Below are 17,812 nucleotides of genomic sequence, written 5' to 3' on the forward strand. Positions count from 1 at the left end.
CGAATGCTGCGAATCGTGAATCGCTTATTGGTTATGCGGTACCGTTACGGTCGCCTCGACCGTCGCTACGTTCCCCGCGACGTCCGCGATCGCATACGTAATCGTGTAAACGCGCCCGCTTCCGCCGTCGGACCGCTCCGCCCGCAGCGAGATGCTCGTATCTTCCGTTCCGTATTCCGCGTCCGCGACGTCGCCCGGCACGTCTTCGCCGTCCGTGCCTTCGTCCGGTTCGCTGCTCGCAATCGAGACGAGCCGGACGGACGCGACGCCCGAGCCGCCGTCGCCGTCGTCGGACGTCACCGTCGCCTGGATCGGCCTCAGCTTATGGTTCGGCGGCCAGAGCACGGCGACGTCGAGCGCGACCGCCGCTTCCGGCGCGGTCTTGTCGATGGCGATCGTTGCGCTTTGCGTCGCTTCCGCGTGACCGGCGTTATCGAAGCCGCGATATTCGAGGACGTGCGCGCCGTCTTCCGTCAAGACGATCGGCTCGGCATAGACGGTCCAGTCGCCGCCGTCGATCCGATATTCCGTCCGGTTTACGCCGACGGAATCGTCGGCGGTCGTCGCCAGCGCGACCGTCACGTCGGACGTATACCATCCGCCGCCGCCGTTCGGCTCGCCGGGCGAGATCGACGCCGACGTTTCCGGACCTCGGAGAACCGTCACGGATACCGCCGCCGTCGCCGTGCCGCCGGAAGCGTCGGTCGCGACGACCGTGAACGCGTCCGGTCCGACGTAGTCTTCGTTCGGCGCGTACGTCCAGTCGCCGCCTTCCGTCACGGTCGCCGTACCGTGGAGCGGCGCCGTCCCGAGCGCGAACGTCAGCGCGTCTCCGTCCGGATCCGTTCCGACGATCGTGCCGGAAGCGACCGTATTTTTCACGGTCGAGTAGGTAACGTCGGTGACCGTCGGGGCTTCGTTTTCGGCAAAAAACCGATTCTTCAGATCGGCCGTCCGCGCGTCCTCGGCGTCGTACCGAAGCTCGAACCACTCGTCGACGTGAGCGTACGTCTCATCGACCTCGGCGGCGCTCATCGCGTCCAAATTCGGAATTTCCGCGCCCTTCGCTTCGCCCTCCGCGATCAGCGGCTGCAAATACCGATGGAAGAAGCGCTCGTCGTCCGCATCCCCGTTCAGCCACGTCGCGCGCAGCGTCGCGGAAGTTTCGTTAAATTTCGCCCACGCTTTCCGGATCACGTTCTTCTGGATGTTCGTCCGCTGTTCCGCGGTCGGCGCCTGGATGTCGAGCACGTTGAACCGGCCCGCCTGATGCACTCGTCCTCCCCATGTCGGCGAATGAGACGGCGACCAGCGGATCATCGCGAATTCCCAATCCTCGCCGTTCAACGGGACGTGTTCATAGTACGTCTCCCACGGGATCCGCACCACGGTGCCCCAGCCCGTCGGTATTTCCTCGTTCACGACCGTGACGTTGCCCTTCAACGGACGGTTCTTTCGGTATTCCGTCTGCCATTCGAAATAATCGACCGGGCCGCCGTTCGTCGGAATAATCATCTGATGGTAGGGAAGATCGCCATGACCGGTCTGCAGGAAAACCTCAAGGGAGCTGTTCTTCAATACCCCGTTCGCTTCCCGCTCCTGCTCGTTCGACTGGAAGAAAATATTCATTCCTTCCTCGTTATAGACGATGTAGAAGCCAGTGTCGCGAGGGCCTCCCGGCGCGATCGGCGTTTCCACCCAATATTGCACGAACCGATTTTCCTTGTACTCCGGGTTGTCGAAATAATCGCTGTTGTACCAGTCCATCGGCGTAGACAAATCTTCCGCCGAATACGTCACTTCGTACGTCAGCTTGCCTGCGTCGGCCGCGGACGCCGCCGGCACGCTCGAAGCGATCAGCGGGAGCGACAGCAGCAGCGCCCCAAGGCGTTTCGTAGTTTTCAACATGGATATCCCCCCTTATTCCGCGTCGGCCAAGTCGATCAGCTTCGTAATATGGTGAATCATTTCCAGTCGAATCAGATCTGCGTTCGTCGAGCGTTCGTCGGTCGCCTCAAGCCAGGTCAGCGCCTTGTTCGCGGCGGCGGCGCGCTCCGGATCGCCAGAAGCCGCTGCGTCCGCGGCCAGCTGCTTCAGCTTCGTCGCATAGCGGATATCGTCGATGCCCTCGCGGAACCCTTCCCACGCGAGCGTGTCGATAATGTCCGTCTTCGTCGGGTATACCAAGTTCAGAGCCCGGAACGTGCCGTCGATTTCGTCGTTCCACGTGTTGAGGAAGTTCTCGTAATAAATGTAGTTGTAGGTAGCGTCATAATTTGCTTTATAGAGCCACATGCCGTGGCGTTGCCGCATCAAATCCGGATTTTCCGGGCCGGTATGCGGATACGCGTAGTTCGTAATGCGCTTATCTTCGCCGAACGCGTGCCAAGCGGCCGCCTTCTCCCGCGTCGGGTCTCCGACCCAGTTGATGAAGTCTTCCTTGATCTCCAGGTCGAGATGCGAGTCATGCCCCGTCGCAAACATCTTCACGCCGAGTTCTTCTTTGGCGTATTGCCACATTTCCTGCTGCCATTGAAGCAAGTTCCAGCCCGCTTCGTCCCAACCGTCGAAGTACAAATTCGAATGGCCGACGATGTTCGTTACGGCATCGTATATTCGGGCGAGGTCGGTTTTGTGGGTTTCGATCCCCGTGCGCCAGTTGTTGTAATGCTGCTCCATCTTCAGTCGATTCGGTTCCGTCGGATTCGCCTCATAGGCCGCCTTAGCGGCGACATAGCTGTTGTATTCGTTAAAGAAATGATAAGGCGCGAACGCCGACGCGGAGCCGAAGAGCGGATCCAGATCGAGTCCGGCTTGCCGCATCAATTCGATCTGACGAATAAAATGCTGCGGTTCCGAAATTCGATAGATCGGGCCCGGAATATTGACGGCATTGTGTTCGGCCATGTTGCGATACGTGTTCAGCAGCTTCTCGTCGACGAGCGCGCTATTCCCGCCGCTCGCATCCATATATTCCTTGACGCGGCTCTCGTGGTACAGCATGACGTAGAAATCTTTGTCCAAGTTATAGTACGTCTTCGGGTCCGGCAGCTCGAACGGTAGTACCCTTATTTTCAGTTCGAGCTCCCCTGCGGGAACGCCGTCCGCCGTAATGCCGATCGTGCCCGTGTAGATCCCTTCCGGCGTACCGGCGGGCACCTTCGTCGTCACCCACATCTGCTTCGACTCGCCCTGCTTCAGCGCGATCGGCAGCAGCGTCGGGCTGTCGGCGACGGGCTCCCGCAGGTGATCGAACTTCTTCGCCGGCTTCGTGAAGACGTCCACGTACTGCGAGCCGGTCGGGTAATCGACGCGGAGGAAGTTTTTCTTCTGCGCGTGGTCCACGAGGATCAGATTTTCGTCGTGCAGCAGCAGTTCGGGGGTCAGCACGTCTTTGGTCGCGTCGTAGAAGTAGCTTTGCCACGCCGTCCCGCCTTGGTACCAGGTCTTGACGACGTGCATGTCGACGGCGGTGGCCGGGATCGTCCCGCCTTCCCCTTGCAGATCGCTAACGTTGAACGCCACCGAACTCGCGTCGCGCAGCGGGGCGAGCACGAAGGAAGACGCCTCGTATTCGTCTTGCGCGGAGACGACTTTCAGCGAATCGCTCACGGCGCCGTCCGACGGCAGCGAATCCGGCAGCCGCTTCTCCGGGCTGAGCGCCGGCACCTCGTACACGACGAACGGCGAATTCGTCCACAGCTCGGTCCCCTCGACATCGGTCGCTACCTTCAAGGCGTACGCCAGCTTGCGCTCGGCGTCCGCGGCGCCGCTGTCCGCCAGCGCGTCTTCGATAAATCCCTTCAGCTGCGGACGGCTCGTCGTCTCCGCCAGCTGCTGCAGACGAGCGATCGTCTGCGATAAGGACGCATTCCCTTCCGTCGCCGCCGCCTTGTTCGCCGCCGCCGGCGAGACGGCGGCGATCGCAATGCCGAAGATGCAGGCGAAAATCAGAAGACGTCGTTTCAACATACGAAATTCACTCCTTCTTCGATCGAATGGGTTCCTGGGGTTAGCTTTCGACTTCCTATCGGCGATTGGCTCCGGCGATCCCCCCTTTCCTTAATTTTAATAATGGAAGCGCTTGCATCTGACGATGCTCCCGTGCCGCCGTGCCGCCGAGCCGCCCGGAAGCTCGAACGGTTTGTCCGACTTCCCCCGCCTCGCAGCCGCCTCGGCCTTGGACCCAAAGATGCACGTCGTTATACCATAAGCATACAACCTCTTGGGTGGCCCAACTAGTTCCACTTTTGTTTCATTTTGTCATTTCATTTATAATAATTTTCCGTACGGTGTTGCCTTCGCGCCATCGGCACAATAACCGGGAATGCTCATAAGGCAAATGCGGATTCGCGATCCGCCACAGCATCCGGTCCGCCGCCCTCGCCCCGGTATCTCGGACGGGAAGCGCGGGGCAGGTAATATCCGGAAACGCGGCGCTTTCCGACGTCTCCAGACTGACGACGGACACCTCGTCCGGAACGACGATGCGCAGCGCTTCGCACGCCGCCGCGACCCACGGCAGCAAATACTCGACGGCGCATATGACCGCGGTCGGCCGCATGCGCTCCCGCTTCTCGGCGAACGCCCGGATCCATCGCTCCAGCGTCGGCGCCGGCTCCAGCAAGCATTCCCGCGGATCGAGCCGAATGCCGTTGTCCGCCAGCGCTTCCTTGAACGCTTGCCATCGCAAGCGGAACCCCCGATGCCCCTCGATATGACCTGCGTACACGATCCGGGTATGCCCCGCTTCCGCGAGAACGCCGACGCAACGAGCCATAGCGTCGTATACGTCCCAGACGACGCTGTCCGCCTCGACGCCGACCTTCGGGTAATTCAGCAGAATTTTCGGGGAGGGCAGCTCCAGCAACGTCTTCTCCAACGTCGGAGACAGTAACGGAGCGATGAATATTCCGGATGCGTAAGGAATGCCGCTCCGCTCGACCCACTCCCGCAGCGCCGAAGGCGTCCTCGCCCGAACGGGGCACGCGATTCGATCCAACCGGTGCCCGAGCTCGGCCAACCGTTCGCGGATGCCTTCGCCGAGAACGTCTACGATCCCGTCGTCCCCCTCCGTCGCCAACACGAAACGATGCTGCTTCCCGCCGGAAAGCGCGACGCCGCCTATGGTCAGCGACAGCTCTTGCGCTTTCGTGCGATAGCCCAACTCTCGCGCGGTGCGGAACACTTGCCGCCGGGTTTCTTCCGACATGCCGCGTCGGCCTCGGAGCGCTTTGGAAACCGTATGGACGGTCAGTCCCAGCCTCGCCGCGATGTCCTTGAGCGATACTTCCTTCCTACGCTTCATGTTCATCCCTCTTTCCCCGGGGAGGGCACGCGCCGAAGACCGCATGCCGTTATCGTTCGATCGGGAACATGCCGCTTCGCAATCGGGCGTAGCGGAACCTGCGGAAGCTCGCGGAGGTGACCCCGGCCGCGTCCACCTCGACGGAAGCTCGGGCGATCCTGCCGTAGGACGACTTCCATTGTACGGCGCCTTTGACGACGATATACCGCATATGTTTCAAGTGCAGCCCTACGCTTTCGATCGCCGCCAGGTCGAACGCCGGCACGCGTTCCGTCGTTAAGACGACATAGACGCCGCCGCAATCGACGACGGCCGTATTCCCCATATATTTGGGTTCGCCGGTCCGCTCGCTGCGGTAATGGCCGTCGCTGAGCCGCGCGACGGTTCCCCGAATGGCGACGCTCTCCCCGTGAAGGCGGTCCGTCTTCCCGCCGACCTTCGTCGCAAGCGTGCCGCCGATGCCCGCCTCGATCGCCTCCAGCACCGCTTCGGGATCGGCGAGCATGACGACGGAAGGTTTCAATCCATGTCTCAGGATGGCCGCGAGCACGTCCGTTCCGTCGCCGGAAGAGCCGCCCCCCACGTTATCGCTGGAATCGACCAATACGATGGGATAGGCGTCCGACGCTTTCGCGAGGACGACCCCCTCGTCCGGGGAAGGCAGCGCGACGGCGAACCGTTGCTCCATGGCCTCGAAGGCGCTCCCGATGTCCCGGGCCCGACGTTCCGCGCCGGCCGCGTCCCCGTTCGTCGTCACGATAAATCCCATTCCCGCCCAATAGACGTCGGCGTAAGGGAAGCCGCCGGTGATCGTCACGTTGATGACGCCCGGTTCCTTCTCGATCCGATGCGCAAGGTCGATGAGCGATTTCATAGGCGGGGCGTCCGTCAGCATGGATTGTACCGCCGGCATGGCGGAAGGCTTGTAGAGGGAAGGGGTCGGCGAGAGGTCGCCGAGAAGTATGCCATGAAGGATGTCTACCGCTTCCACGGCCCTGGGGTAATAATCGGTGTGCGGGTACGTGTCGTATCCGACGAGACAATGCGACAAGCGAACCATCTCGGGGCTGACGTTGGCATGAAGATCGATCGTGCAGACGATCGGCATGTCGGGGCCGAACCTCTCCCGGCATCGCCGCAGCAGCCAGCCCTCCGCGTCCTGCTCCTCGGATGTGACCATGGCGCCGTGCAGCACGAGCAGAATGCCGTCCGCGCCGGCATCCAGCGAAGCGACCAATTCCTCTGCAAGCTGCAGGAACAACGCGTGCTCCACCACCCCTCCGGGAACCGCCTCCGCGTATAACGCAGGGGACAACCGGACGCCCAGCGCTTCCGCTCGGTCGATGATCCCGCCCCACGTCCCCTCCGTTCCTCGGTAGCGATCGATGATGTCCCCGCCCCTCAGCAGCGCGCAGCGTTGGAACTGCGGAAGCTCCGTTCGCAAGGCGACGAACGTATTCGTTTCGTGAAACAGTCCGCCGACGGCGATGTTCATGGATTTCCCCCCGCCTCTTTCAGCTTTCTAACGCTTCTTTCGAACCGATGCGCCGTGTCGTCCACGTCCGCCTCCGCGTGCGCCGCGGACAAATACCACAGCCCGCTCGGCCGGACCATAACGCCTTCCCGGAGCAGCTGTTCGGCCAGCGCGGCGAACCGGGCGGCGTCCCGGCGAACGAATTGCTCATACCGCTCCACCGGCCGCTCCTCGGCGAACATCGTGTGGAACACCGGTCCGCAGCGATTCACGACGAACGGGAGCCCTTCGCGGGCAGCGATCTCTTCGAGCGCGCTCGTCAGACGAACCGTTAACTCCTCCATCCGGCGATACGCCGCTCCGCCGTCCTCTTCCAGCGTTTCGATCGTGGCGAGGGCGGCTGCCGTGCAGAGCGGATTTCCGTTCAACGTCCCCATATGGGTCACTCGGTTGTCCGCGATCAGCTCCATGATGTCGCCTCTGCCGGCTACCGCGCTGAGCGGCATCCCGCCGGCGACGGCTTTGCCGAGCGTCGTCAAGTCCGGCGTCACGCCGAGCGCCGCTTGGGCGCCCCCTAGGCCGAGCCGGAAGCCGGTGATCACCTCGTCGAAGATCAACACGGTCCCGTGGGCCGCCGTAAGTTCCCGCAGCCGCTCCAGGTATCCCGGCAAGGGCGGCAAGCAGCCCGAGTTGCACATGATCGGCTCCGTGATGACGGCGGCGAGCTGTTCGCCGTATCGCCGGAAGCACGCCTCCAGCGCTTCGACGTCGTTCCACGGGAGCGGCACGAGCTCGGACAGCGCGAGCGGGTCTTGCCCGGCCGTGCCAGGAACGGCGCCGTCCCCGCCGGGCGCCGAAGACGTGAAGACATTGTCGAACCAGCCGTGGTACTGGCCTTCGAATTTGACGATCTTCCTCCGCCCCGTGAAGGCGCGAGAGAGCCGCAGCGCGACGTGCACCGCTTCGGAGCCCGTGCTGCAGAAGCTGACTAACTCGGCGCTCGGCACGTGCGACACGATTTTCCGAGCCAATTCGATCTCGCCGCGGTGCTGCGTGCCGAACGCTTGCCCCCGCTCCGCTTGGCGCCGGACCGCCTCGACGAACCGGGGATGCGCATGCCCTAGAATTTGCGGGCCGTAAGCCAAGATGTAGTCGATATACGCGTTCCCGTCGACGTCGAACAGCCGGGAGCCCTGCGCGCGCTCGGCGAAGATCGGCACCGGCTTCATCGCCAATCGCAAATTGCTCGCGACGCCCGCGGCCAGCACTCGCTTGGATTCCTCGTGCATCCTTCGGCTAACGTCGAATCCCGATTCCATTCGGATTCCCCCTTCTCCCGCTCCGGCCTCGGCCCGGACGAGCGTTACGTTCGACGCGCGTATTCCCGGTGGTACCGATCCCGGAACGCCGCCATCGACACGACTTCCTTGTGAATTCGCGACCGCTCCGCGGCGAACGCCATCAGATGGCTTTGGACCGAATCCTCTGCGGCCGTCAGCCCCTTGCCCTTGCCGCCCTTCCGCACCAATCGGACGAAATCGCGAACGATGCCCCCGTCGCCCCCGCCGTGTCCTCCTTCAGCGCCGGCCCCGTCCAAGGGGATGCGCTCGCGAGCGCCCGCGCCGAATCGGATCAGCTCGATGTCGTCGTTCTCCATCGAAGCGCGGATCTCGCCTGCGGTCCCCATCAGCTTGATCGTTCGCGACACTTCATTCGTGAACGCGGTCATCGTGAAGGCGGCGGTCACTTCGTTGGCGAATTCGAGGTTTACCGCTTGGTGGTCGACGACGTCGTTGTCGCAGCGGTACACGCAGCGTCCGTACGGTCCCTCCCGCAGCGCTCGGAGGCGCGCCTCGTAACTCGGGTCGTCGCTGATCGCCGCGCCGAGCCACCCGGGATCCTCCGTCAGATACACCTTGGGGGCGTAATACAGACACGTCTCGGACGCCGGGCAGCCGTCGGTACATCGTTCCGGCGCGCCTTCGGGCGCGCTCTCCGCCTTGAAGTGCGAGAGCGAGCCGGCGGAGGAGACGCTGACGCAGTCCGCGCCGGCGAGCCATAACAAGATGTCCATGTCGTGACACGACTTGGCGAGAATCATCGGACTCGATTCGGCCGAGTTCCGCCAATTGCCGCGGACGAAGCTGTGCGCTTGATGCCAGTAGCCCACGTTTTCGTTATGTTGAATCGCTAGGAGACGCCCGATCCGCCCCTCGTCGATCAAGCGCTTGATCGTGCCGAAGAACGGCGTATACCGAAGCACATGGCAGATCGAAAAGACGAGCCCCAGCTCCTTCGCCTTCTCTCCCATCGCGATGCATTCGACGGGATCCGGCGACATCGGCTTCTCCAACAGCACGTGGTATCCCGCCTCCAGCGCTTGCATCGTCGGTTCGTAATGCATCTTGTCTTGCGTGCACACGAAGACGGCGTCCGCCAGCTTCGGCCGCGACAGCAGCTCTCGCCAATCGGCGAAGCACATCGCCGCGTCGATGCCATGATCCAGCCTCATCTTCTCCCGGCGGTTCGCGTTCGGATCCGCCACGGCGACGACCTGCATCTCTTCCGGGTATTTCAATGCGTATTCCGAATACCCTTGCCCCCGCAATCCGGCGCCGATCAGCGCCACCCTCGCCTTGCTCATTCCGCGACCCTCCTCTCGCGCCATAAGGCGCGTTACTCGCCGTACGCGACCCGGAGCTCCGGCGTCGCGACGGTCTTGCCGTCGTAGAAGCTGTCGACGACCGCGCACGTCAGGGCGGTGGTCAGCAGCGTGCGTTCCATGGGAAAAGGCGGCCGGCCCGTAACGACCAGTTCTTCGATGAGACGGGTCAACCGTTCGAAGTGGCCGAACGGCCGGTCCAGCTCGCTATTGCACAGCGCCCCGGCGACGCCTCCCTCTTCGTTGCGGAAGGCGTACGCCCACTGCTCGACCAAGCTTCTGAACTGAACGACGTATCCCCTCGCGCCGTCCGCGTATTCGACCTTCATCAAGATCGGGTTCGGCTCCAGTTCCCTAGGATGTCGGCCGGCCGGCAAGTCCGGATACGTCTCTAGCGCCCGCAGCATCAGCGCTTCCGGCCACTCCATGCGATCCATGGCCGCCCATACCTCGGGGCCTTGCGTCACGGTTACCGAGGCGACCCCGGTTTCGCCCCCCCGCCTCCGTTCGGCGACGGACTGCAGCACTTCGAGGGCGTGGAACCCGTACGCTTCAACGAGTGTGGAATGGCTGATGACGACGATTTCCTTAAGCGTTCGCAGCATCCCCGGGTCGTAGGAAAGCAGATGGTCGGTGTGCGGGATGGAGGAGCCGCCCATGAACGGAATCCCGCGCCGCTTCAGCTGTTCGTACATCCACTTCGCTTCCTGGACATCGTAGGAGAAGTGCTTGTCGGAAAAAATCGGCACGCTGCGTCCGAGTTCGTCCAGCGCGAGCAGCGTCTCCTCCAGCATGCGCCGTCTCGGGTACATCGTCTGCCCTTTGGCGGTCGTCGGATAATTGCCGTGCTCTCCGATAATGACGACCCCGTCGACGGGTCCGCCGCTTCGTTCGGCGCGCACGGCGTCCCGGATCGTCAGATAGATCGGAATGCCGAGCCGCCCCGCCCTCTCTCGGCTCATGTCGCTCTCCGGCACCTGATCCGTGTAGATCGCGACGACGTCCACGTCCGGCCGATAGCCGAAGTCGCCGAGCAGCCGCCCCAGGATGACGTCCGCATGGGAATTGAAGCGATACTCCGTTACGACGGCGGCCACCTTCTTCCGCCCGCTTCCGCTCGCCATGGGCGTCATCGGTTCCGCTCCCCTTCCTCCATCGCTCGCACCGTACGAACCATCCAATCCGCCACGCTCGAGACGATCGTCTCAAGATACAACTCCCCCAGCTCCGGCGTCGCTCGGGAGGCGGAATCCGTGTACCCGTCGACCCCCGTCAGCTCCAGATGCCTGCCGATGAAGGCGCCCGGCGGTCCGCTGTTGATCCATGGCCGGCTGACGTGTTCGGCCGGGATGCGGTCCCGCCGCACGAGCTCCGGACGAAGCGCCAGCATCGCCGCCGTCTCGAAGCCGCCCGCATGGCCGGGCACCATGCCGACCCGGCTCGCCCCGATCGAACGCAGCGCTTCCCCGGCGACGCTCCAGTACGAGGCGGAGGCGGTCCAGATCGGATGCCGCACGGCGAGGTCGCTCGCCGTCTGGTGCATAATCGGTTCGTTGCCGCCGTGCCCGTTCAGGAAGATGATCTTTCGAAAGCCGTCCGCGACGAGACTTTCTCCGACATCCCGCAGCATCCGCAAATACGTCTCCGAGGCGAAGGACAGCGTGCCGCCGAACGCCAGGTGATGCTGGGAGCAGCCGACGGCGAGCACCGGAGCGATGAGCAGCGGCGCTTGACCGGCCGCGCGCTCGCCCGCCGCCCGCGCGATATGCTCGCAGATGATCGTGTCGGTGGAGACGGGCAGATGCGGGCCGTGCTGTTCCGTCGCGGCCAGCGGCACGACCGCGGCGGCGCCGGCGCGGGCGAGCTCGGAAATCTCTTCGCGCGTGCAACAGTGCATGAACGGCGATGTCATAAGTGAAAGCCTCCGTCCGCGGTAAATAGGGAGCCGGTGACATACGACGAAGCGTCCGAGAGCAGGAACGCGGCGAGCTCGTTGATTTCGTCCGCGTTGCCGCTCCGCCCGAGCCAAGCGCGCTCGCGCATCGCTTGCCGTTCCGCGTCCGACTGCCGCGCGAGCGCCTCCCCGGATCGGAAATCGCCGGGAACCAACACGTTGGCCCGAATGCCGGAGGCCGCGTAGTCCGCGGCCAGCACGCGGGTCAACTGGTTGAGACCGGCTTTCGCCGCCCCGTAGGCGAGGCAGCCCGGCGAGACGACCTGCCCCAAAATCGAGGAGGTGTTGACGATCGAGCCGCCGCCGGAACGAATCATGAGGGGCAGGGCATGCTTGCATACGAGGAACGCGCTCGTCAACGTCCCGCGGACGGAGTCCTCCCATTCGGTCAAGGACAGCTCCAGCGCCGGCTTCCAGACGTTGGCGTAGACGTTGTGATACGTACCGTCCAACCGTCCGTACCGTCGTTCGATCTCGGCGACCGCCGAGACGACGTCGCCTTCGTCGCACGCATCCGCGCGGAGGAACGCGAACCGCTCCTCGCCGTACGACGCCGCCAGCCGTTCGACGTCGGGGACCTCTTCGAGACGCTTCCGATCGACGGCGATCACGACCGCCCCGCGTTCCAGAAACATCCGAATCGCGCTCCGTCCCAGCATCCCGAGGGCGCCGGTGATCCATATGACTTTATGTTGCAGCATCGTCGCGAGCCCCTCCTCCTTGTTCCGTCGCCGGCGTTCCGATCGTCCGGTCGACTTCGGCGTAGCACCGAATTTCGTAGATCGCCGCGGACGCGTCGCCGTTCGTGGCGGTCACCGTCACGCGCAGCCGGTCGGCGACGACGGGATGCGACGGAACGACGGCCGCCTGCCGGCGGTAGTTGCCGGCGAGCGAGCCGACTTCCGTCCATCGTCCGTCTTCGTACGCCTCGACGACGAGATCCTTCGGACACTGCGGATCTCGGTACAGCGCCGGGTAAGAACGGTAATCGCGCAGCAGCTGACCGGGGAACGTCAGCTCGACGCGTCCGATGCGAATCGGCTCGGGCCAGGTCAACGTCACCCGCTGCGGCAGCGGTTCGTTCGGGTCGGAACGCCATAGATTCGTATATCGGTACGGCCGCGTCACGCCGCTGACGACTTGCGCCGCGCCGTAACAATGCTGGGCAGGCGAGACGCGGAAGCTCATCGTGACGCCGCCGCTGTATCTTCGCATTTGTCCCGTCCCAAGGTCGTACGCGCTGACGTGCCCGGGCTCGACGCCCTCCGCGGCATGCCAGCGCACCTGCGGGTTCTCGAGCAGATCGAGCCGGACGTAGGCGCCGCGAAGCGCCGCGGTACGAAGCCCGACCGGCCATTCGATCCATTGCTCCTCGCCCGCCGGCACCGTCAGGACGGCTTCCGCGAGCGGCGGTCCCGGTTCGACGCGATAATCCCACAGATGCTCGACCGCGTACAACCTCGCCGTTATCGGCTGCGGGGTCTCGGATCCGTTGCTCACGCATACGGCCAGCGCGTCGATCCGATCCTCGCCGACCGCGATCCACTGCCCCCGCCGCGCTGTCAGCGCGTCCGACCCGTTCGCCTCCCGCCGCACGCCCGCCGTACCGGACAGCGCCGCCTCGCTGCTCGCTTCGACCGACGCGCGGCGGGCCAGATCGCGATCGTCCTCGTTCTTCGCGTGCAGCAGGAAGCAGCCGTCCCGGAGCAGCGCCTGCTGCACGTCCCGGATCCCCCGTGTGGGGACCTCCCGGATCGGTATGCCGGTCCGGACCGCGTAGGCGGCCGCCGTGCCCGCCGCCTGCCCCATCAAGGCGGTCGTGCCCATGACGCGCACCGTGCCGAGCGCGGCGTGCGTCACGCTGACGTTGCGGCCGGCCATCATCAGGTTGTTCATGCCGCGGGCGATCAAGATACGCAGCGGAATCCCGTACGGGCCGACATAGCTCTTCGCGGCGTACGCGCCGGAATGCCCTTCGGCGGCGGCCCGCTCGCTGAAAGGCGCGAGCAGTCCTCCGGGCTCGTGCAAATCCACGAACCATCCGCCGTACGCCGCTTCGTCGGGGAACGCCGTCTTCTCGAGCGGATCGTGCTCCGTCATGAAGTACTCCCCGACGATCCGGCGGCTCTCCCGCTTCCCCGGCACTTGCCCGATCCAATCCAGCGCGTAATTCGCCGCCGCTACGGAAAGCTCGGGGTCTTTGTTTTTGATCCAGTCCCAGATGCCGAGCACATGCCGCGTCAGCTCGTGGCGCAGCGTCTCGTTGTCGTAGATCGTATGCCAAGGCACGGACAGCTCGATCCACCAATACCCGCTGCGGATTTCGCCCGGCCATCGGCCTTGCTTGTAGAAGAAATCCGGATCGTCGTACGCGACGGCCCAATCCGGGGCGGAGAACGGAACGGGACGCCCCGTATCCTTCGCCTTGAAGTGGATCGAGTTCCCCATGACGGCGTCGCTCGCGCGCTCCGGCGCATGCGGCTCGCCGAATTCGTCCCGCCCCTCCGTGCCGAGACGCCATTCGCAGCCGGCGAAGGCGGCGACCAGCCCGTCGCCGGTGCAATCGATGAAGACGCCGCCGCGAAGCGTCAGCTCCGTCTCGGCGTGCTGGACGCGGCAGACGACAGCTTCGAGGGTCCGTTCGTCCTTCATCGCCACCCTCGTCACGGAGGTGTTCAGCCGGAACGTTAAGTTCGGCGTCTTCATCGCCGTATCGTACAGCACCATATCCCACACGCTGTTGATCCACCCGTTGTCGAACGTCGCCTCCTCGTGGTTCCTCGCGCGCTCCTCCGTCAGCAGCTCGTGGACGATTCCCGTCTCTCTCGCATAGGCGTGGAAGCTCGCCGCGCCCTGCGGCGGGACGCGAATTTCCGAGGAGCTGTTCCCCCCGAACACCGGGCGGTCCTGCACCAAGCAGACGCGCGCGCCGTGCCGGGCCGCCGCCACGGCGGCGCAAAATCCCGCGAGCCCCCCGCCGCAGACGACGACGTCGTACGTCTCTTCCACGGCCCGATATCCCGTTTCGTTCGGCATTCGCTCACCTCCGTTCGTCCCGGCCCGCATGCCGGACCGCTCGCTTGCATCAAGATGTACATCCCGTCGGCCCCTTCGCGAACGGCTTCCCGCAGAGACAGCATCGTATTTTCGGGGAACGCCGCCGGCAAGCCTCGATGTCCTTGGATCCGGATCACGACGGTTCGCCCGGCCCCGCCGCGCCGCGGTAGCGTACGATGCAGCCGTACGTCTCGCCCGAGGCGACCCAGAGCGCGTCGTCTTCCGCGTCGTAGACCAAACAAGAGATGTAGTGGATATTGGCCCACTCGGTGTCGACGTCCCTTAGCTCGGGGTTATCCTTGATCACCCGGGGCCGGCCCAGATCGACGAAGCCCTCGTCCCGGGAATAGCGGAACACATGACCGGCATCGTTCGGACCGCCGTAGACGCCCGCGATCGCCTCGTCCCCGAGCCGGACGAACTCCCGAAGCTCCCCGCTCGAGTACAGCCGACCGTACGTCGTCTTGCGCCGCAAATCCGGCGACAAGGCGAACAGCATGCCGTCGTACGTGCCTCCGACGACCGTGCCGTCCGCCAGCAGCGCGCCGCCGGTCAGCGTCGCCAGGAACGCTCGGCCCCGGATGGAAGGCGCTCGCGCGGCTAACGTCTCGTTGCGCCCCTCCGACATGTCGTACACCAGGAGCTCGTCGTTCTCCCCGGAAAACAGCAGCCTGCGGTCGTCGAGCTTCAGTACGCGGCCGTCTTTGGCCCGGACGCGCGCGTTCGGCAGCGGCGCGCACGCCCCGGTCGCGCAATCGAGCGTATGGAGCGCCCCTTCGCGGTCGCCCGCGAGAAGAACGCCTCCCCCGAGGTCGCAGTGCAGCGTCGCGAGCGTCGCGCCGCCCGGGACCGCAACCGCGACCGTACGGACCGCGCCGCCGGCGAGATCGATCGACGCGACGCGGCCGTCCGCGGTCAACGCTGCGATTCCGCCGTCTCCCAAGAGATCGATGCAGGAGATCGCGGCCGCCCCTTCGTTCACGACCGTCGCCTTCGCCGGCCCGACGCCGTCCCGCTCGAGCTCGAGCAGCAGCGTACGCTCCGTGCCGCTCACCGCGTACAGCCGGCCGCCCGCGCTCCGCATATGACGCACCGCCGTGTCCGCCCAATCCAAATGCTGATGCAGCGGAATCGTACGGGTGTCGTTCGCGACGATATGCATGTACGCCGGCGCGCCTACGCCGTTGTAGTCGGGCTCGCTGTACGGTCGCAGCGCGGCGTTCGGCGCGTCCGGCCCCGGCGGCTGCAGCCGCTTCGCATCCACGGCCAGGATATACGGCGAAAATTCGCCGCAGACGTCCACCATGTGCAGCCGCCCGTCGTCGTCGAAGATCATCTCGCACAAATACTGAGAGTCCTTGCCCGAAGGCGTGACGAGTCCGAGATTTTCGGGAGCCCCGCCGTTCAAGATATCCCAGCGGACCAATCGGATCGGGCTGTAACCGTCGTACGTCTTCAGTCCGTAATACAAGACGAAGTCGTCGTCCGCCGCGAGGCCGCCGACGCCGTACGGGTTGACCGGCCGCTGCGAAGGAAGATGTATGGGACCGTGTCTCGTCGCTTCGAGCGTCTCGGGATCGAGCTCGATCATCTCGCCGTCCATATTGTCGACCATGAAGATGGTGTTTCGCGGGGAGTGGACGGCGAAGATGAATTGCCTCCGATGCTTCGTCCCGTTCGGCGACAGGAATCGCACCTTCAAATCTTCGATGCGGTCGCTCGCCGGATCGTACCGCCACACTCCGCCGGTGTACGAGCTGCCGTACAACCGACCCTCGCGGTCTTTCACTAACCGGCAAGAGGAAAACTCGGACACCTTCCCGTAATCCTTCACTTCGTTCGTGTCCAGATCGAGCCGATAGAAGTGACCTCGCATGTACCCGAGAAAATAGTAATACCGCGGGTCGTTCCCGAGCATGCCCCCGTAGATGCTCTCCCTCGGCACGGGAATGCCTCGGACCTGCACTTCGTTCGCGTCCGGATCGACGATCATTAAGATCGAGCCGGGATACCCTTCCCACGGATGCTCGTAATACTGCTCATACATCCACTGCTTGTGCCCGGGCGCCGGCGCGGTGTTATGCGTCGCCAGGATCAGCCGGCCGTCCGGAAGGAAGTCGATGCTCGTATGGATCTTGCTCGGCGGCATCTGCCGCGCGTCGACGATCCACGCTTTGGCGACGTCGAAGACGAGCCGAATGTCGCCCGTCTTCGGGTAATACTCGTAGAGCAGCGCTGTAAGCGGTTTCTCGTTTTCCCCGCACACGCTTACGTAAAACCGGCCATCGGGCGATTTCGCGAAATCCCAAACCGCGTTATGTCCTTCCGCGTTCGGCAGCTGCGTAAATCGAGTCAGCTCCTCAGGCAGCGCCGCCAGCAAATTGTCGACCATCCCGCTTCCCCCTCGACTCCCCGTATTCCGTTTTTCCGTTCTATTCCAGTTGTTAAGGAAATTCTATATTCGGCGCCCCCGATAGTCAACGATTTTTTCATGTATACTTAAACTTTTTTTATTTATGAAAAATGAAACCAAAAAAGCCCCCTGCATCGCAGGAGGCTTTCGAGCCGCGGACGGCCTGTTTTCAATTTTGCAGATACACTTTATTGCTAATTTCCGTACAAGCTTTCTTGATCCAAAACCGCGTATTTTCCCATAATTCGTCCGTAATCCGGATCGCGGGAATCGACACGCTGACGGAAGCGACCACGTTGCCCTCCATGTCGTAGATCGGCCCGCCCATGCAGTGGACGCCCTCCACCGATTCGCCGTAATTGTACGCGATCTCCTCTTCGCGCACCTTCGCGAGCTCCTCTTTGAGCGCATCGACGGTCGAAATCGTTTTGCTTGTAAACGTTTTTAATTTTTTCTTTGGATACAGCGCGTCGATCTCCTCTTCCGGCAGACGGGAGAGCAAGATTTTCCCGGAAGCGGACGCGTGAAGCGGCAGCACCGAACCGAGGCTGGTGGAAAAGCGGAACGGCTGCGCGATTTGCTTTTCCGCGATATAAACGACCTTGTCTTCGCTGCGCACGCCCAGCAGAATGACTTCCTTCAGCTGTTCCGCCATCCTGCCCGCGATATGGAAAAACTCCGCCGTCAAGCTGGTGCTCTTCCGGTGCTGTACCCGAATTTCGAAGAGCTTGTAGCCCAGTCGGAAATTTTTGCCCGTGCTGTCCGACTCGAGATACCCTCGGCTCAGCATGTTCTGAAGCAGTTGATACGTGCTGCTTGCGGGCATGTTTAGCGACTTCGCGATTTCCGTCAGCGTATAAGAATCTTTATCTCCCGAATACAGTTCGAATATATCTAGAACGCGGTCCGCCGATTTCACCTTAGGCGATGGTTGATCCAAGGAT

12 protein-coding genes and 1 pseudogene are annotated in these 17,812 nt (G+C 63.5%); all 13 read right to left on the reverse strand.

Translation table 11 applies throughout. The annotated features are described in order from the left end of the window. Positions 1 to 24: 24 nt before the first annotated feature. On the reverse strand, positions 25 to 1,908 hold the full coding sequence (locus tag RIN49_RS15610; RefSeq protein ID WP_309121093.1) for an Ig-like domain-containing protein: 1,884 nt from the start codon (positions 1,906 to 1,908) through the stop codon (positions 25 to 27). Between the two features lie 12 nt (positions 1,909 to 1,920). Continuing rightward, complete coding sequence (locus tag RIN49_RS15615; RefSeq protein WP_309121094.1) at positions 1,921 to 3,972, reverse strand: hypothetical protein; 2,052 nt, start codon at positions 3,970 to 3,972, stop codon at positions 1,921 to 1,923. Positions 3,973 to 4,255: 283 nt separating this feature from the next. After that, positions 4,256 to 5,308: a LacI family DNA-binding transcriptional regulator gene (locus tag RIN49_RS15620; RefSeq protein ID WP_309121095.1), complete on the reverse strand. Its 1,053-nt coding sequence runs from the start codon at positions 5,306 to 5,308 to the stop codon at positions 4,256 to 4,258. Between the two features lie 49 nt (positions 5,309 to 5,357). Further along, complete coding sequence (locus RIN49_RS15625; protein WP_309121096.1) at positions 5,358 to 6,803, reverse strand: M81 family metallopeptidase; 1,446 nt, start codon at positions 6,801 to 6,803, stop codon at positions 5,358 to 5,360. Then, entirely contained in the window at positions 6,800 to 8,101 is a 1,302-nt protein-coding gene (locus RIN49_RS15630; RefSeq protein ID WP_309121097.1) for an aspartate aminotransferase family protein, read from the reverse strand. Before RIN49_RS15630 ends, RIN49_RS15625 begins: the two co-directional genes overlap by 4 nt. Before the next feature lie 44 nt (positions 8,102 to 8,145). Beyond that, complete coding sequence (locus RIN49_RS15635; protein WP_309121098.1) at positions 8,146 to 9,426, reverse strand: Gfo/Idh/MocA family protein; 1,281 nt, start codon at positions 9,424 to 9,426, stop codon at positions 8,146 to 8,148. A gap of 32 nt (positions 9,427 to 9,458) precedes the next feature. Further along, positions 9,459 to 10,577: a hypothetical protein gene (locus RIN49_RS15640; protein ID WP_309121099.1), complete on the reverse strand. Its 1,119-nt coding sequence runs from the start codon at positions 10,575 to 10,577 to the stop codon at positions 9,459 to 9,461. After that, positions 10,574 to 11,356, reverse strand: coding sequence for a creatininase family protein (locus RIN49_RS15645; protein WP_309121100.1), 783 nt, complete (start codon positions 11,354 to 11,356; stop codon positions 10,574 to 10,576). Before RIN49_RS15645 ends, RIN49_RS15640 begins: the two co-directional genes overlap by 4 nt. After that, positions 11,353 to 12,099 (reverse strand): SDR family NAD(P)-dependent oxidoreductase, encoded by a 747-nt coding sequence (locus RIN49_RS15650; RefSeq protein WP_309121101.1) that lies wholly within the window; start codon positions 12,097 to 12,099, stop codon positions 11,353 to 11,355. The genes RIN49_RS15645 and RIN49_RS15650 overlap by 4 nt, the downstream gene beginning before the upstream one ends. Continuing rightward, positions 12,086 to 14,434: an FAD-dependent oxidoreductase gene (locus RIN49_RS15655; protein WP_309121102.1), complete on the reverse strand. Its 2,349-nt coding sequence runs from the start codon at positions 14,432 to 14,434 to the stop codon at positions 12,086 to 12,088. Before RIN49_RS15655 ends, RIN49_RS15650 begins: the two co-directional genes overlap by 14 nt. Positions 14,435 to 14,508: 74 nt before the next feature. After that, positions 14,509 to 14,592, reverse strand: a pseudogene (locus RIN49_RS28825) (hypothetical protein); the annotation flags it as partial. Next, on the reverse strand, positions 14,589 to 16,847 hold the full coding sequence (locus tag RIN49_RS15660; protein ID WP_309121103.1) for a hypothetical protein: 2,259 nt from the start codon (positions 16,845 to 16,847) through the stop codon (positions 14,589 to 14,591). The gene RIN49_RS15660 and the pseudogene RIN49_RS28825, both read right to left, overlap by 4 nt. A 190-nt stretch (positions 16,848 to 17,037) precedes the next feature. Continuing rightward, positions 17,038 to 17,808 (reverse strand): IclR family transcriptional regulator, encoded by a 771-nt coding sequence (locus RIN49_RS15665; RefSeq protein ID WP_309121104.1) that lies wholly within the window; start codon positions 17,806 to 17,808, stop codon positions 17,038 to 17,040. Positions 17,809 to 17,812 lie beyond the last annotated feature (4 nt).

The sequence above is a fragment of the Paenibacillus sp. genome, from assembly GCF_031177825.1.
Lineage (GTDB): Bacteria > Bacillota > Bacilli > Paenibacillales > YIM-B00363 > Paenibacillus_AE.

Excerpts from the sequence above, each read along its gene's own strand:
- RIN49_RS15630 (WP_309121097.1), bottom strand. The coding sequence starts at position 8,101 with ATGGAATCGGGATTCGACGTTAGCCGAAGGATGCACGAGGAATCCAAG.
- RIN49_RS15610 (WP_309121093.1), bottom strand. The coding sequence starts at position 1,908 with ATGTTGAAAACTACGAAACGCCTTGGGGCGCTGCTGCTGTCGCTCCCG.
- RIN49_RS15645 (WP_309121100.1), bottom strand. The coding sequence starts at position 11,356 with ATGACATCGCCGTTCATGCACTGTTGCACGCGCGAAGAGATTTCCGAG.
- RIN49_RS15620 (WP_309121095.1), bottom strand. The coding sequence starts at position 5,308 with ATGAAGCGTAGGAAGGAAGTATCGCTCAAGGACATCGCGGCGAGGCTG.
- RIN49_RS15650 (WP_309121101.1), bottom strand. The coding sequence starts at position 12,099 with ATGCTGCAACATAAAGTCATATGGATCACCGGCGCCCTCGGGATGCTG.
- RIN49_RS15625 (WP_309121096.1), bottom strand. The coding sequence starts at position 6,803 with ATGAACATCGCCGTCGGCGGACTGTTTCACGAAACGAATACGTTCGTC.
- RIN49_RS15655 (WP_309121102.1), bottom strand. The coding sequence starts at position 14,434 with ATGCCGAACGAAACGGGATATCGGGCCGTGGAAGAGACGTACGACGTC.
- RIN49_RS15660 (WP_309121103.1), bottom strand. The coding sequence starts at position 16,847 with ATGGTCGACAATTTGCTGGCGGCGCTGCCTGAGGAGCTGACTCGATTT.
- RIN49_RS15635 (WP_309121098.1), bottom strand. The coding sequence starts at position 9,426 with ATGAGCAAGGCGAGGGTGGCGCTGATCGGCGCCGGATTGCGGGGGCAA.
- RIN49_RS15615 (WP_309121094.1), bottom strand. The coding sequence starts at position 3,972 with ATGTTGAAACGACGTCTTCTGATTTTCGCCTGCATCTTCGGCATTGCG.
- RIN49_RS15640 (WP_309121099.1), bottom strand. The coding sequence starts at position 10,577 with ATGACGCCCATGGCGAGCGGAAGCGGGCGGAAGAAGGTGGCCGCCGTC.